Source organism: Polynucleobacter rarus (assembly GCF_003072505.1).
GTDB classification, from domain to species: Bacteria; Pseudomonadota; Gammaproteobacteria; order Burkholderiales; family Burkholderiaceae; genus Polynucleobacter; species Polynucleobacter rarus.
Genome location: NZ_NTGB01000001.1, coordinates 950657 through 965836, shown reverse-complemented (window position 1 = coordinate 965836; position 15180 = coordinate 950657). Strand labels below are relative to the sequence as shown.

Here is a 15180-nt window from a genome sequence, read left to right as displayed (position 1 = left end):
AAAACTTATGACAGCTCCACAAAATAAAGTAATCGTCACCTGCGCCGTTACAGGTGCCATTCATACACCTAGTATGTCACCCTACTTACCAAAAACACCAAAAGAAATTGAAGATGCGGCAGTTGAAGCAGCTGAAGCTGGTGCATCCATTGTGCACTTGCACGCACGTCACCCAGTGACCGGTCAACCAGTTCAAACAGTAGAAGCTTTCATGGAGTTTTTACCGAACATCAAAGCACGTTCGAATGTGGTGATTAATATTACTTCTGGCGGATCACCTGCGATGTCAGTTGAAGAACGCTTAAGACCTCATTTGACTTTGAAGCCAGAAGTCGCTTCACTCAATATGGGTTCGATGAATTTTGGCTTGTATCCAATGTTGAAGCGTAAGAGAGAATACCAGTATGACTGGGAAGTACCATATCTTGAAGGTTCTGAAGACCGTATTTTTAAAAATACGTTCAAGGATATTCGTTACATTTTAGAATCCTGCGCTGAAAACAATACGCGTTTTGAAGTGGAGTGCTATGACATTGGTCACCTTTATACATTGGCTCACTTCTTGGACCGTGGACTGATTAAAGCACCTCTACTAATCCAATCTGTTTTCGGTATTTTGGGCGGTATTGGTACCCACCCGGAAGACGTTCAAATGATGAAACGTACTGCTGATCGACTTTTTGGTGACCAATACTATTGGTCAGTTCTCGGCGCTGGTAGAAGCCAAATGCCGATTGCTAGTATGTCTTTAGCAATGGGTGGTAACGTCCGTGTCGGCTTAGAGGATTCATTATGGGATGGTCCAGGTCAGCTTTCTAAATCGAATGCTGATCAAGTTAAACGTATTGTTGGCATCGTTCATGCATTGAATCTAGAAGTCGCTACACCTGATGAAGCCCGTGCAATGCTTCAGCTTAAAGGTGGCAATAACGTCAATTTCTAAACCAACGAATCCCTCCTTGCGTGAGCAAGGAGGGGTTTAACTGGTACGCAAAGTACCAATCGTGTTACTAAATGGCTGAGATAACAAATAAGCCAGTAATCGCTAAAATCCCAACTGACCAGCACACACTTCTCAAAGTCGCTTTATCTAATAAATAACAAGCAACGAAAGAAATTCTTGCTAAGAGATAAGTAATTGCGAGTAGATTAATATCTACCTGAGGTGCCTTGGTATAAGTTGCGACCAAAACAGCCGCTGCAAAAAACGGAAAGGACTCAAAACAGTTTGCTTGTGCTGCATTGGCACGTGCTCTAAAGCCAGTTTGATTGGCTAACCATTGTCTTGGGTTATTGTTATCGTAGTTTTCAAAGCCCCATTTAGCAAAAGCTGTTGCAAAATAAGGTAATATTCCTGCAACAAAAATACTCCAAAGCCCTAAAGTCATAATCTATTCCTTAAAATTTAATTCATTAATCTTATACTGAAAACTCTAAAAAAAGTCGTATATTCAGTAATGTGTATATATCATTTCTTAAAAAAAGGTCTGCTATGCAATTTCAAGATGCGATTAAAACCTGTTTTAACAAGTATTTACAATTCGAAGGCCGCGCTGGCCGCTCCGAGTATTGGTGGTTCTTCTTGTTTACGATTTTAGCGGTTCTGGCCGCTGAGATTTTGGGCCAAAATGTCGCGGCAGTGGTTGGTTTGGTCTTGATGGTGCCACATATAACGGTGGAGGTGCGTCGGTTGCATGATATCGATAAGTCAGGCTGGTGGATCCTTTTAAAAATGATTCCCCTACTCAATCTGATTCTTTTATATTGGTTAATCAAAAAAGGCGATCCCAAAATAAATCAATTTGGAGCTCCTTCTGATAATCCATTGCACGAAATTAGCTAAATACAGATTAAGGAAGGTAAAGATTCAACTCTTTACCTTCTATTTTGACTAGATTAACTAGACCTGCGCCACGCTCAGAAGCCAAAAAGCCTCATTTGAACTGACCCATAAAAGTTGGACAGTTTAATTAGGATAGCAGAAGGGATTGATTTCGGTAATTAACCGGACTCAATCCCTTTAATTTTTGCTTGATTCGATCATGATTGTAATAGTGGATATATTCTTTTAATCCTTTCTTAAATAAATCAACATTTTCAAACTTCTCTTGGTAGTAAAACTCTGTCTTCATAATGCCAAACCAGTTTTCCATAACCGCGTTATCCAGGCAGTTACCCTTTCTCGACATGCTTTGTGTGATACCGTTATTCGCAAGTTCTCTTTGATAATGACGCATTTGGTATTGCCACCCTTGATCCGAGTGGATGATGGGTTTTTCTTCAGGTTTAAGTTCCCTTATTGCTTGGTTGAGCATGTTCATCACCATACTTATATTGGGTCGCTGTGCGATCTCATAGGAGATAATCTCTCGGTTATAAAGGTCGAGGATGGGTGAGAGGTATACCTTCTCACCTTTAATATTGAACTCGGTGACATCCGTGACCCACTTTTGATGGGGCTTGTTGGCTTCAAAGTTACGATTGAGAAGGTTCGGAGCTGCTTTTCCCACTGTTCCTTTATAAGATTGATAACGCTTCGGCCGAACTAGGGATTTGAGGCCCATCTGTACCATTAATTTTTGTACTGTCTTAGGGTTTAAGTAGCAGTTCTGATGACCTAGTTCTTCCTGTACGCGTCGGTATCCATACCTACCCTTGTGTTTATCGAAGATAGCTCTAATCTGCTGCTTCGTAGTTTGATAAGGCTCGGGCTTACTACTGGCTTTCAGCCAGTAGTAATAAACACTCCTAGGCAAGTGTGAGACATCTAACAAGATCGTTAATGGATAATCTTGCCTTAACTCAGTAATTACTTGGACTTGGTCTTGTTTGCCAAGGCCTTTTGCTGAGCTAAGGCTTCTAGCTTTTTTAGATAAGCATTCTCCGCTTCCACGTAATGAACTCTTTGTAGTAACTCTTCATGGGAGAGTTCATTAATCGGCTTCTTGAGAAGAGTTTGGATATCCTTAGAGGTTCGTTTCACAGGTCGTCGTCCTTTCGGCTTAGGCTCTAGAGTCGTTTCACCACCTTGATTGTAAAGCCGTAGCCAAACTCCTATCAAGCTAGGTGACGGTATATTAAAGTAAGCAGAAGTTTCTTGGTTAGACCAAGAGTTTTCAAAATGCTTTTTAAGAACATTCAACTTAAATTCAACACTGTAATTGGTATGACGCTTGGCTAGACTTTCCGTTCCATGCAGTTCATATAGCTTGACCCAGTTGGCTATATAGCGAGGATTAACGCCATATAGTTGAGTTAAAGTCATATAACCAACTTTTCCTTCTAAATATTACAGAACAATCTTTAATTTAAACTCAGATGAATACTTTGACATAAAACTAAACCCCCAGAAGTTAGACATTTCGTCCAACTTTTGGGGGTCAGTTCAATTTAAGCTTTTTTCAAAGAGCCTAGTAATTGTGTAGCAATCGAACTAAGCTGTTCCGCATTTTGTGGGAGCTCACCATTGGGTGTAAAAGAATCGATTAGTGTTGGTAAAAAATGGGCAATTTGTTGAGAGGCCAGTTCTGGATTAACACCTAACTGCTGGGCCAGTTCTGCAACTTTGGTATTCCCCAAGACTTTCATAATGTCACTTGCCTCAATCGGTTGATTAGCTCCTGTACCGACCCAAGATTGAACGTGACTAGAAAGTCCTGATTGTTCAAACATATTGACTAATGTGCCGATGCCGTTTACTAGATTCGGTTCATTCGTTTGTGTATTTGCTTGACTATTTGGATTGCTTAAAAAAGCCGTTAAGACATTCATTAACATCGGCGAAGCTTCTTGATTAGACTGTGATTTATTTCCCAATAAAGCACCTAATATGCCCATTACATTCATCGTTTTCTCCCAAAATTCTTAGTATGAAAGTAGATTGTGACATGTTAGTGATGATGTCGAACGAGTGAAATAAGTTTATGCACCGATATCAGTAGGTTTTTCTTGAATTAAATTATTAGACTAGGCTTACAATATAGTTACTAATCATGATTTTGAGATTTTTAGTATCTCAATGAGAAGATTTAAAATATTAGAAGAAATAAATTTTCGTTGTAACTTTTCCAGGAGAAATTGATGTTAGAAGCTTACCGCGCCCATGTTGCAGAACGTGCTGCATTGGGTATTCCACCGCTACCTTTATCTGTTGCCCAAACGACTCAACTCGTTGAATTGCTCAAAAATCCACCCGCCGGTGAAGACACAAGCTTAGTTGATTTACTAACCTTCCGTATTCCCGCAGGTGTAGACGATGCGGCTAAAATTAAAGCTGAGTTTTTAGCCAAGGTGTCTCATGGTGAAGTTGTTTCACCTTTAGTGAGTAAAGTAAAAGCGACTGAATTACTTGGCACGATGTTAGGTGGCTACAACATTAAGCCTTTGATTGATTTATTAGCGGATACAGAGTGTGGCGAAACGGCTGCAAAGGCACTCAAATCAACACTTCTGATGTTTGACTATTTCCATGATGTTCAGGAATTAGCAGAAAAAGGCAATGCCAATGCCAAAGATGTAATGCAAAGTTGGGCGGATGCTGAATGGTTTACAAACCGTCCAGAACTACCAGCCAGTATGAAAATTACAGTGTTTAAAGTTTCAGGTGAAACAAACACGGATGATTTATCTCCAGCCCCAGATGCTTGGAGCCGTCCGGATATTCCACTACATGCAGTAGCGATGTTAAAAAATGCTCGTCCAGGTATTACACCAGATGAACCCGGCATGAAAGGACCCTTGAAGCTGATTGAAGAGCTAAAGAAAAAAGGTAATTTGATCGCTTACGTTGGCGACGTAGTTGGTACCGGATCTTCACGTAAATCAGCCACAAACTCTGTACTTTGGTACACAGGCCAAGATATTCCATTTGTACCGAATAAACGCTTTGGTGGCGTTTGTATCGGCAATAAGATTGCACCGATTTTCTTCAATACAATGGAAGATGCTGGTGCATTACCTGTTGAGATGGATGTTAGCCAAATGGAAATGGGCGATGAAATTGAATTGCGCCCTTATGAAGGTAAAGCCTTTAAAAATGGCCAAGAAATCGCTAGCTTTGCGCTCAAGTCTGATGTGATTTTTGACGAAGTACGTGCCGGTGGTCGTATTCCCCTCATCGTTGGTCGTGGTTTAACCATGAAAGCACGTAATGCCTTGGGTCTACCAGCATCTACTGTTTTCCGTTTACCTCATGTACCTGCCGGTGATGACAAAGGCTTCACATTGGCCCAAAAGATTGTTGGTCGTGCGTGTGGATTACCAGAAGGTCAAGGCGTACTGCCTAACTCCTATTGCGAACCACATATGACTACGGTTGGTTCACAAGATACAACAGGACCAATGACACGGGATGAATTAAAAGATTTAGCTTGTTTAGGTTTCTCTGCTGATTTAGTAATGCAGTCTTTCTGCCACACAGCGGCTTATCCAAAGCTCGTGGATATCAAAACACACCGTGAATTACCAACCTTCATGACAAATCGTGGCGGTGTTTCCTTGCGTCCAGGTGACGGTATTATTCACAGTTGGCTCAACCGTTTACTACTCCCCGACACAGTTGGTACTGGTGGCGATAGTCATACACGCTTCCCAATTGGTATTTCTTTCCCAGCGGGTTCTGGTTTAGTGGCTTTTGCTGCTGCGACTGGTGTGATGCCCCTCGACATGCCTGAATCTGTTTTAGTACGCTTTAAAGGAACGATGCAGCCTGGTGTCACTTTACGTGATTTAGTCAATGCCATTCCTATGTATGCGATTAAAGCAGGCTTATTAACTGTTGAGAAAAAAGGCAAGAAGAATATTTTCTCAGGTCGTATTCTCGAAATCGAAGGTTTACCAGACCTCAAAGTAGAACAAGCGTTTGAACTGTCTGATTCATCAGCTGAGCGTTCTGCTGGTGGTTGTGTAGTCCAACTCGACAAAGGGCCAATCATTGAATATATGCGCTCCAATGTTACGCTCATGAAGTGGATGATTGCTAATGGCTATGAAGATGCACGTACTTTAGGTCGCAGAATTAAAGCAATGGAAAAATGGATGGCAGATCCACAACTCCTCAAAGCCGATCCGAATGCAGAGTACGCCGCAGTGATTGAGATCGATTTGAACGATATCAAAGAACCGATTCTTGCTTGCCCGAATGACCCAGATGATGTGAAGTTCTTGTCCGAAGTTGCCGGTAACAAAATTGATGAAGTCTTTATTGGTTCTTGTATGACCAATATCGGTCACTTCCGCGCTGCTAGCAAAATTCTTGAAGGTCGTGATGACTTACCAACACGTTTGTGGATTGCTCCGCCAACGAAGATGGATGCGATGATTCTGACAGAAGAAGGCTACTACAGCACTTTTGGTAAAACAGGTGCTCGGATGGAAATGCCTGGCTGTTCACTCTGTATGGGTAACCAAGCACAAATCCGTAAAGGATCGACTGCTGTCTCAACCTCTACACGTAACTTCCCAAATCGTTTAGGTTTAGATACACAGGTGTACTTAGCATCTGCTGAACTTGCGGCCGTCTGCGCTTTACTCGGTAGAATTCCAACGACTGCTGAATACCTCGAAAAACATCATATTTTGATTAGTCAATCTGCAGAGATTTATCGCTATATGAATTTTGATCAAATCAGTGAATTCAAGGACTTAGCTGATACGGTTACAGAATAATTCGATTATTCGATGTTGTTGTTTATAGTAGTTGATGTAATTTCATAAAATTTGGCATATACTGTATAAATAAACAGTATATGCCATGCCAAAAACTCTCAAATCCGAACTCTACCCTCTTTTTAGCCACTCTATTTCTGCAGGATTTCCTTCGCCTGCGAGTGATTACATTGACCAACGTCTAGACCTCAATCAGTATCTTGGCATGCACTCTGAAGCTACGTTTTTTCTACGTGTGCAAGGTGATTCCATGCAAGGTGCTGGTATTTTTGATGGCGATTTACTCATTGTTGATCGATCCGTTCAGGCCAAATCAGGCAATGTCGTCGTCGCAGTCGTCGATGGTGAGTTTACTGTCAAACGTTTACAACGACGTGCTGGGGTGACCTGGTTAAAAGCTGAAAACCCAGCCTATCCTCCAATAGAACTCAGAGACGGTCAAGAGCTGGAAGTTTGGGGGGTTGTCTCACATGTGGTACACAAGCCTTAATTATCCATCATGCTATTGCCGACAGAAAAAGCGATTGCGCTAATTGATGGTAATAATTTCTATGTCTCTTGTGAGCGTGTATTTAATCCAAGTTTAGAAAAAAAATCCTTAGTCATTCTGTCTAACAACGATGGCTGCATTGTCTCTCGGAGTCAAGAAGCAAAGAACCTCGGAATTGGCATGGGTGTGCCACTTTTTAAAGTAAAGCATTTGATGACGAAGCACCAATTGCAATGGCTGAGTTCAAATTACACCTTATATGGGGATATGAGCGCCAGAATGATGGCGACTTTAGCTGAATTTTCACCTGAGCAAGAGATTTATTCGATTGATGAATGCTTCTTAAACTTATCAGATGTCATCTCAGTACAAGAACAGATTCCTTACGGTAAAAAAATGCGGGCACGTATTCAACAATACTTAGGATTACCAACTTGCGTTGGTATTGGTCCCTCCAAAACATTAGCGAAATTAGCAAACCATATCGCGAAAAAAAATCAGCAATTTGAAGGTGTTTTTGCTTGGGCTAGCTTAACTCCGACTGAGCAAACCTATTGGCTCCAACAAATCGCTGTGGGAGAAGTATGGGGCGTAGGTAGAAAAATTGGAGCACATCTAGAAAAGATGGGGATTCAGACAGTCTATGATTTACAACAAGCTGATAGCGAAACCATTCGACGTAGGTTCTCGGTAGTAATGGCTAGAACGGTCAACGAGTTAAAGGGGATCTCGTGCATTGCGATGGCAGATATCGCAGATTCTGAACGGAAACAACAAATTATCTCCAGTAAAAGTTTTGGCAAGCCAGTACGTGAGCTCTACCATTTAGAAGAAGCGACTGCTAGTTACGTGAGTCGTGCCGCTGAGAAGCTGCGCCTACAAAAGAGTGTTTGTCATTACGTGACTGTCTTCATTCATACCAATCCGTTCAAACCCCAAGAGCCACAATATCGTAACCAAATCACTATCCCACTCTCGATTGCTAGTGCGGATAGTCGACGTCTCATCAAAGCCGCATTATTTGGCTTACATCAGATTTACCGAGTAGATTTTGCCTATAAAAAAGTGGGGGTCATTCTGTCTGATTTTAGAGATGCTGAACACCATCAAAATGACTTATTTACGCAAATTGATGAAACAAAATCCCATCAGGTAATGCAAACGATGGATTTACTCAATCAACGTTTTGGCGCCAATACCGTTGCGATTGCAGGGACTGGCAGCAACGCGGGGAATAATCAACATTGGCGAATGCGAGCCAATCATAAAAGTAAACGATTCACCACCTGCTGGCAAGAGATTCCCATTGCACGCGCATCTTAAGCTCTCAAAGCCAACTCCATCTATACTATTCAGTATTGTTTGAAAACCGCTAAAATCAAATGAGTTTGGTGGTACACAAGTAAACCAAACGATTTCTTTAAATGATTCTTGATAGGACGTATGTAACATGCCATTTTCTTTAATGACCAGAGCATTCTTCAAACAACTCACGAGAATAAGTCTTAGTACAGTTCTCGCCTTGAGCATCAGCTTTGTAGCGCAGGCGCAAAGTGTTAAGCCATTACCGCAAGTAATCTTTACGACGAACATGGGACAATTTACAGTAGAACTAGAACCTGAAAAAGCGCCTAAAACCGTTGCCAACTTCTTAGCTTATGTGAACAGTGGTTTTTACACTGGTACTATTTTTCACCGCGTCATTAACGGTTTTATGGTCCAAGGTGGTGGTTTTACTAAGGATCTAATGCAAAAACCAACGCGCGCACCGATTCCGATTGAATCCAATAATGGCCTCAAAAATACCAAGTATTCGATTGCAATGGCTCGGACCAACGATCCGAACTCTGCTACTGCACAATTTTTTGTCAACGTAAAAGATAATGCGATGCTCGATTATCCAGGTCGTGATGGCTATGGCTATACCGTCTTTGGACGTGTGATTGCTGGGATGGAGGTAATCGACAATATTAAATTTGTTGACACCAATGTACACATGCCAACTCGGATGTCTGACGTACCCGTTTCAGCGATTGTGATTGAATCTGCCAAAGTCATCAAATAATTTAGCCCATGAAATACTGTTCCCTTTGCGGTAAGCATGTTGAATTTAAAATTCCACAGGATGATAATCGACCACGTTTTATCTGTAACTCCTGTGGTGAAATTCACTATCAAAACCCTAAAAACGTTGTTGGAACAATCCCTATTTTGGGTGAAAAAATCTTACTCTGTCGACGCGCCATTGAACCACGTAAGGGTTTATGGACTTTACCTGCTGGTTTTTTAGAACTCGACGAAACCACCGCCGAAGGTGCGCAGCGTGAAACGATTGAGGAAGCCGATGCGCAAATAGAAATAGGTCCACTATTTTCCATCCTCAATGTGGCACATATTGGGCAAGTACACTGGTTTTATTTAGCACAAATGACGAGCCCAGTATTTAGTCCAGTGACATCTGAGAGTCTAGAGGTCGCCCTCTTTGATGAAGCAAGTATTCCGTGGGATGAAATCGCATTTTTGACCGTAAGAACAACTTTGCAATGGTTTTTTGCTGATAGAAAAGCCGGTAAAATCTCCTTTTCAGAAAGCATGCCAACCCATCAAATTGATTTAAAACCGGTACTTCGCGTTGAATGAATGAGTTATCCAACGTATTTAAATCCGAACGATCCCCTACCACTTCCAAGGTTATTTGAACAAGATCCAAAATTCCCTGATGGCTTGATCGCAATCAGCGACTCAATCGACCCCAAACGGCTCATCGAAGCTTACCAAAAAGGGATATTCCCTTGGCCTAGTGAGAACCAACCAATTCTGTGGTGGTTTACTTCACCAAGAATGACACTACGCCCTAGGGACATGATTATTCGGCGTAGTTTTAAAAAAAAGATTCAGCAAGTACTAGTCAATCCAGATTGGGAAATCAAAATTGATCATTCCTTTGAAACGGTGATCCAATCTTGTGCGAATAGCCCTAGACAAGGCCAAAACGGTACTTGGATTACACCGGAAATCCAAGAAAATTATATCGAGTTATTTCATCAAGGAATTGCACATAGCATTGAGACTTGGTACCAAAATGAGTTAGTCGGTGGTCTCTACGGTATCAATTTGGGCAGAATGTTTTATGGTGAATCGATGTTTATGAAAACTGCCGACGCCTCAAAACTTGCTTTAGCTGCTCTTTGTGCAATCGCGATCCAAAGCGGTATTGCCTTGATTGATTGCCAGCAAGAAACACCCCATTTAAAATCACTTGGTGCGCAACTGATGGATAAGACATCCTTTCTCAATGCCATCGAAAAGTTAACCATAGAGCCATCCCCAAATTGGTTTTTTAATAAAGAAGTATTGGCATATTGGCTTTAATTCTTGCTAAAATTATCTATGGCTAATCTTCATGACTTCCCAATCAAATCCTTGCAGTTTTATGCAACATCGCCATATGAGTGTAGCTATTTACCGAACATAGAAGCTCGCTCGCAGGTTGTGACGCCGACTCAATTCATCACAACAGAGGTATATGACAACCTCATCTTGGCAGGATTTCGTAGAAGTGGACACTTTACCTATCGACCTTATTGTGACAACTGCAAAGCGTGTATTGCTTCACGGGTGAAGGCGTATGATTTTCAGCCAACAAGGAGCCAAAAACGGGCCTTTAAAAAGCACCAAGGACTTACCGCACGAATCATACCATTGCAATTTGTAATGGAACACTTTGAACTTTATCAACACTATTTAGCATCTCGTCATACTGTTGAGGATAAGCCGACAAGCGCCAATAATATCGCTGACGACGAAGAGCAATACCGGCAATTCATTATCCAGTCTCATATAGAATCCTACTTAGTTGAATTTAGAGAAGGCCCTACACTTAGGATGGTGAGTGTCATTGACCAGGTGAAAGATGGCATCTCTTCCGTCTATACTTTTTTTGATCCCTCGGTTGAACGGGCCAGTTTTGGTACCTATGGAATTCTTTGGCAAATTCAATACGCTAAAGAAATACAACTACCTTATGTCTACCTAGGGTACTACATCGAACAGAGTCGAAAAATGTCCTATAAATTACAATATCAACCCCTTGAAGGTTTGGTTGATGGTAAATGGTCAACATTAAGAAATACTGATACCTAATTTTTATGACACGCGGAAAAAATCTATTAAACTGTTCCCTATGGATTTATATTCAATAATTCGCCCGGCTTTATTTCGCTTTGACCCTGAAAACGCTCATCATCTCAGTTTAGAGAGTTTGTCCTTTTTACATAGGCATCAACTTTTAAATCCATTCATTAATAAATCCAGTTATATTCCTACAAATTTATGCGGACTGACTTTAGGTAATCCAGTTGGACTTGCAGCAGGACTTGATAAAGACGGAAAATATATTGATGCCTTAGCGGCACTAGGTTTTGGGTTTCTCGAAATCGGGACGGTGACCCCCTTGCCTCAATTTGGTAATCCGCTGCCAAGAATGTTTCGACTTAGCAATTCAAAAGCCATTATCAATCGTATGGGTTTTAATAACGACGGAGTTCAAGCCTGTATCAAAAGGGTTGAAGCTTCATCCTACTATCAGGATGGTGGCATTATCGGATTAAATATCGGAAAAAATGCGACGACTCCGATTGAAGAAGCTCATACTGATTATCTGATTGGATTAAGATCTGTTTATCCTTTTGCTTCCTATATCACCATCAATATTTCCTCACCTAATACAAAAAATCTCCGTCAACTTCAATCGAATAATCAGTTGTATCACTTACTCGAACAAATTTCTATTGAACGAGATAAGTTGATCCAACAATTCAGTAAGCGTACACCGATTTTTTTGAAAATAGCTCCAGATTTAACACTAGAAGAAGTAGAAGTCATTGCTCAATATATTGAGCAATTTCAAATTGATGCCATCATCGCAACAAACACTACCATTTCCCGTGATCAAGTTTCCCAAGAGAAACAGAAGGATCAAGCTGGTGGACTATCAGGTGCTCCCTTGGCCCATCTTTCAAATCAGATTATTAAGCAATTCAACCATTTATTAAATGGGAAAATCCCCATTATTGGTGTGGGTGGAATTATGACTGGGACAGATGCTCTCGAAAAGAAATTAGTGGGTGCTAAAGTAGTTCAACTTTATAGTGGTTTAATCTACCGCGGCCCTAATTTAATCCAAGAATGTATTTCAGCAATGGATCTCGACTAAGTAAGGCTGAATAATTTTTTTATTTATTTACGCTTTTTTTATGGTGAATTGGGCTTTCATGATGTGCAATTAATTGTATTAAAGTTACAATAAGAAAATGATTAATGCCAACTGCAAAATTTGACAATGACAACCGGAAAGACTGCAATCCAAGTCATCGAAAGAATGATGAACTTGTTAGATGTTTTAGAAATTTTTGATGAGCCCTGCTCCTTAAAAACTCTTGCGGAAACCACTGGATTACACCCCTCTACAGCCCATAGAATATTAAATGACATGGTTGCATGTCGATTAGTGGACAGGTCTGAGGGAGGCGCTTATCGACTTGGACTACGCCTTCTTGAACTTGGCACTTTGGTTAAAGCTCGTTTGTCTGTTAGAGATGCTGCGCAGCTACCAATGCGAGCATTGCACAAATTAACCAATCAAACAGTCAATTTATCTGTCCGTCAAGGTGATGAGATTGTGTACATCGACCGTACCTACAGTGAGCGTTCTGGCATGCAAGTGGTGCGTGCAATTGGTGGTCATGCTCCGTTGCATTTAACCTCCGTTGGCAAACTTTTTCTAGCGCAAGATGATACCGCCAGAGTACGTGCTTATGCTACTAGAACTGGGCTTGCTGGCCATACAAGAAACAGTATTACGCAAATTGCTCAATTAGAAAAAGAACTAGCCGAGGTCTTGAAGAATGGCTCTGCAAACGATGATGAAGAGTTAGAACTTGGCGTTAGTTGTATGGCGGCAGGCATTTATGATGATAGCGGCAAAATGGTAGCTGGCCTTTCTCTGAGCGCCCCGACAGATCGACTACAGCGTGAATGGAATAAACCACTTCTAGAAACGGCATTACAGATCTCCAAAGGCATTGGATTTAAACCACGTGAAGATAAAAATTCTGATAAGTCATGATAAAAATATATTGCTCAACAGCCTTTAAATCAATACTACCGACATTGTTAGACAATTTTGAGAAAATGCATGGTGTTAGTGCCTCAGTTGAATTTGGTACCACAAATCATCTGCTTAACTTAATTCATCAAGGTGATTCAGCGGACTTAATGATATTAACGCATGAAGGAATCAATACATTAATTGATACGGGTTATTGTAAAAAAGGAAGTCTGAAAGATCTTTGTAAAACCAGTATTGGTATGGCCATTGCAGCAGATGCAGTTAAGCCAGATATACAAAATACTGCAAACTTCATCCAAGCAATTTTAAATACGCCTTCCATCACTTTTACAAGTAAAGGCGCTAGTGGAGTTTATTTTAGAGATTTAGTTGAGCGCTTAAACTTATTAGATGAGATTTTGCCTAAAGCAATTATTCCTGAGGGAGGTCTCGTCGCAGAACAAATACTGTTGGGTAAAGCTCACATGGCTATCCAATTAATTAGTGAAATTAAAGCAGTACCCCAAGTGCAATTAGTAGGACCACTTCCAGAGGAAATCAACCAAACCACCCTCTTTACTGCTGGTATTGGTATCGATTCAACTCATACTGAAACCCTGGAAAATCTTTGCAATTTTCTGACAAACATCAGCAATCAAACTTTCTTGATTGAAAAAGGACTTAATCCAATTTAACTGCTTTTTAGATGGAAGTACTAACTATTTCTACCTGAACGATCAACGATTGTTTTTTAGAACACCTTCAATCGTCTGACTGTTAAAAGGCGCTTCTTCTGCAGGAGATGCATTAGCAGCATTCGATAAGCTAGGTATCAAGTAATTGGAGTTATTCGGATTTGAATTTCCTTTAAGTGCTAATTTACGCACTGATTTCAGATCAGGTTGATCATCAATCCATTGTTTTACCCGAACTGCATCTGCAAATCGCGACTGACTTCCCTCAGAGTCCAGAAACACCATGATGTAAGGTTTATTGTTTATAAATGCTTGCATCACAAGGCATCGACCAGCCTCAGAGATGTACCCTGTTTTCTGCAGACCAATCTGCATATTTCCAGACCGAACTAAACGGTTACTACTAATGAACTCTTGCATACGATTACTAATAAATTTGGAATACTCATGAGTAGTAGAAAATTCTCGGATCATCGGATACTGAGATGCAGCGTTCACCATCAAAGCGAGGTCTTCAGGACTTGATACATTCTTACTGGTTAGACCCGTAGGATCTTCAAATGCAGAATGAGACATACCAATTTCACGGGCTTTACGGTTTACAGCAGCCATAAACGCATCAATTCCACCAGGGTAATTTCTACCTAAGGTATAGGCAGCTCTGTTCTCAGATGACATCAAAGCCAATAATAGTGCCTCACGACGCGTTAGCTCAGTACCTTTGGCCAATCTTGACTTCTTGTAGATAGCAGCGTCTTCATCATTGATTCTCAAGGTTTCATCGAGATTTAATTTACTATCCAAAACAGTCATTGCCGTCATTAATTTGGTAATAGAGGCAATAGGTAAGATAGCGTTAGCATTTTTTTCGAAAACAACAGCTTGACTTTGCTGATCAACCACAATCGCTGCATTCGATTTAAGATTGAGTATATCTAAATGTTTGCCGAGGCCCATCGCATTCCCTAGAGAAACACGCTTTGGTGGAGTGGCATTTGCGGTAGTACTGCGAGGTAGAACAGAGGTTCTAACTTCTCTTGAATTTTTAGGCCTTTTTTCTACTTTTTTGCGTTCATTTGACTGTTTTACATTACTATCTTGCTTCTTCTTAGAAGTAGTAGTCTCATCAGACGTTTTAGAAAAACTTACTGCAGGAAAAAATACATTAATGGAAAGGGAAATTAGTAAAGAAAGAGTTAGATATTTTATTTTCATTCGGT

At 40.8% G+C, this 15180-nt stretch carries 15 protein-coding genes and 1 pseudogene; 12 read left to right on the top strand and 4 right to left on the bottom strand.

Annotation, left to right across the window (positions count from 1 at the left end; genetic code table 11):
* The first annotated feature begins 7 nt into the window (after nucleotides 1-7).
* Nucleotides 8-943 (top strand): 3,5-dioxohexanoate:acetyl-CoA acetone transferase, encoded by a 936-nt coding sequence (gene kce, locus AOC35_RS04485; protein WP_108645961.1) that lies wholly within the window; start codon nucleotides 8-10, stop codon nucleotides 941-943.
* A 67-nt stretch (nucleotides 944-1010) separates the two neighbouring features.
* Here the strand turns inward: kce and AOC35_RS04480 are convergent, their stop codons facing one another.
* On the bottom strand, nucleotides 1011-1388 hold the full coding sequence (locus AOC35_RS04480; protein ID WP_108645960.1) for an MAPEG family protein: 378 nt from the start codon (nucleotides 1386-1388) through the stop codon (nucleotides 1011-1013).
* 104 nt (nucleotides 1389-1492) lie between these two features.
* Here AOC35_RS04480 and AOC35_RS04475 point away from each other — a divergent pair, with 104 nt between their 5' ends.
* Nucleotides 1493-1843: a DUF805 domain-containing protein gene (locus AOC35_RS04475; protein ID WP_108645959.1), complete on the top strand. Its 351-nt coding sequence runs from the start codon at nucleotides 1493-1495 to the stop codon at nucleotides 1841-1843.
* Nucleotides 1844-1970: 127 nt separating this feature from the next.
* Here AOC35_RS04475 and AOC35_RS04470 read toward each other — a convergent pair.
* Nucleotides 1971-3334 (bottom strand): annotated as a pseudogene (locus AOC35_RS04470) (IS3 family transposase).
* A 56-nt stretch (nucleotides 3335-3390) separates the two neighbouring features.
* On the bottom strand, nucleotides 3391-3846 hold the full coding sequence (locus AOC35_RS04465; protein WP_108645958.1) for a YidB family protein: 456 nt from the start codon (nucleotides 3844-3846) through the stop codon (nucleotides 3391-3393).
* A 234-nt stretch (nucleotides 3847-4080) separates the two neighbouring features.
* Between AOC35_RS04465 and acnB the strand changes: the two genes are divergently transcribed.
* The 10 genes from acnB to AOC35_RS04415 all read left to right on the top strand — a co-directional run bounded on the left by acnB (nucleotide 4081) and on the right by AOC35_RS04415 (nucleotide 13960).
* Complete coding sequence (gene acnB, locus AOC35_RS04460) at nucleotides 4081-6666, top strand: bifunctional aconitate hydratase 2/2-methylisocitrate dehydratase (RefSeq protein ID WP_108645957.1); 2586 nt, start codon at nucleotides 4081-4083, stop codon at nucleotides 6664-6666.
* Nucleotides 6667-6751: 85 nt separating this feature from the next.
* On the top strand, nucleotides 6752-7156 hold the full coding sequence (locus tag AOC35_RS04455) for a LexA family protein (protein ID WP_108645956.1): 405 nt from the start codon (nucleotides 6752-6754) through the stop codon (nucleotides 7154-7156).
* 9 nt (nucleotides 7157-7165) lie between these two features.
* Complete coding sequence (locus tag AOC35_RS04450; RefSeq protein ID WP_108645955.1) at nucleotides 7166-8479, top strand: Y-family DNA polymerase; 1314 nt, start codon at nucleotides 7166-7168, stop codon at nucleotides 8477-8479.
* Nucleotides 8480-8621: 142 nt separating this feature from the next.
* Nucleotides 8622-9221, top strand: coding sequence for a peptidylprolyl isomerase (locus AOC35_RS04445; RefSeq protein WP_108648714.1), 600 nt, complete (start codon nucleotides 8622-8624; stop codon nucleotides 9219-9221).
* Between the two features lie 8 nt (nucleotides 9222-9229).
* Nucleotides 9230-9796, top strand: coding sequence for an NUDIX hydrolase (locus AOC35_RS04440; protein ID WP_108645954.1), 567 nt, complete (start codon nucleotides 9230-9232; stop codon nucleotides 9794-9796).
* On the top strand, nucleotides 9797-10528 hold the full coding sequence (aat, locus tag AOC35_RS04435) for a leucyl/phenylalanyl-tRNA--protein transferase (protein WP_108645953.1): 732 nt from the start codon (nucleotides 9797-9799) through the stop codon (nucleotides 10526-10528).
* 18 nt (nucleotides 10529-10546) lie between these two features.
* Nucleotides 10547-11299 (top strand): arginyltransferase, encoded by a 753-nt coding sequence (locus AOC35_RS04430; RefSeq protein ID WP_108645952.1) that lies wholly within the window; start codon nucleotides 10547-10549, stop codon nucleotides 11297-11299.
* Nucleotides 11300-11339: 40 nt separating this feature from the next.
* A complete protein-coding gene (locus tag AOC35_RS04425) occupies nucleotides 11340-12371 on the top strand; it encodes a quinone-dependent dihydroorotate dehydrogenase (protein ID WP_108645951.1) in 1032 nt (343 codons plus the stop codon).
* 126 nt (nucleotides 12372-12497) lie between these two features.
* Entirely contained in the window at nucleotides 12498-13283 is a 786-nt protein-coding gene (locus tag AOC35_RS04420) for an IclR family transcriptional regulator (RefSeq protein WP_108645950.1), read from the top strand.
* Nucleotides 13280-13960: a molybdate ABC transporter substrate-binding protein gene (locus tag AOC35_RS04415; protein ID WP_108645949.1), complete on the top strand. Its 681-nt coding sequence runs from the start codon at nucleotides 13280-13282 to the stop codon at nucleotides 13958-13960. Before AOC35_RS04420 ends, AOC35_RS04415 begins: the two co-directional genes overlap by 4 nt.
* 42 nt (nucleotides 13961-14002) lie before the next feature.
* On the opposite strand, the gene AOC35_RS04410 is transcribed toward AOC35_RS04415, so the two are convergent.
* Nucleotides 14003-15175: a serine hydrolase gene (locus AOC35_RS04410; RefSeq protein WP_108645948.1), complete on the bottom strand. Its 1173-nt coding sequence runs from the start codon at nucleotides 15173-15175 to the stop codon at nucleotides 14003-14005.
* Between the last annotated feature and the right edge of the window lie 5 nt (nucleotides 15176-15180).

Bases quoted from the DNA above. Each gene is read 5' to 3' on its own strand.
- kce (WP_108645961.1), top strand. From the start codon at position 8: ATGACAGCTCCACAAAATAAAGTAATCGTCACCTGCGCCGTTACAGGT.
- AOC35_RS04480 (WP_108645960.1), bottom strand. From the start codon at position 1,388: ATGACTTTAGGGCTTTGGAGTATTTTTGTTGCAGGAATATTACCTTAT.
- AOC35_RS04475 (WP_108645959.1), top strand. From the start codon at position 1,493: ATGCAATTTCAAGATGCGATTAAAACCTGTTTTAACAAGTATTTACAA.
- AOC35_RS04465 (WP_108645958.1), bottom strand. From the start codon at position 3,846: ATGAATGTAATGGGCATATTAGGTGCTTTATTGGGAAATAAATCACAG.
- acnB (WP_108645957.1), top strand. From the start codon at position 4,081: ATGTTAGAAGCTTACCGCGCCCATGTTGCAGAACGTGCTGCATTGGGT.
- AOC35_RS04455 (WP_108645956.1), top strand. From the start codon at position 6,752: ATGCCAAAAACTCTCAAATCCGAACTCTACCCTCTTTTTAGCCACTCT.
- AOC35_RS04450 (WP_108645955.1), top strand. From the start codon at position 7,166: ATGCTATTGCCGACAGAAAAAGCGATTGCGCTAATTGATGGTAATAAT.
- AOC35_RS04445 (WP_108648714.1), top strand. From the start codon at position 8,622: ATGACCAGAGCATTCTTCAAACAACTCACGAGAATAAGTCTTAGTACA.
- AOC35_RS04440 (WP_108645954.1), top strand. From the start codon at position 9,230: ATGAAATACTGTTCCCTTTGCGGTAAGCATGTTGAATTTAAAATTCCA.
- aat (WP_108645953.1), top strand. From the start codon at position 9,797: ATGAGTTATCCAACGTATTTAAATCCGAACGATCCCCTACCACTTCCA.
- AOC35_RS04430 (WP_108645952.1), top strand. From the start codon at position 10,547: ATGGCTAATCTTCATGACTTCCCAATCAAATCCTTGCAGTTTTATGCA.
- AOC35_RS04425 (WP_108645951.1), top strand. From the start codon at position 11,340: ATGGATTTATATTCAATAATTCGCCCGGCTTTATTTCGCTTTGACCCT.
- AOC35_RS04420 (WP_108645950.1), top strand. From the start codon at position 12,498: ATGACAACCGGAAAGACTGCAATCCAAGTCATCGAAAGAATGATGAAC.
- AOC35_RS04415 (WP_108645949.1), top strand. From the start codon at position 13,280: ATGATAAAAATATATTGCTCAACAGCCTTTAAATCAATACTACCGACA.
- AOC35_RS04410 (WP_108645948.1), bottom strand. From the start codon at position 15,175: ATGAAAATAAAATATCTAACTCTTTCTTTACTAATTTCCCTTTCCATT.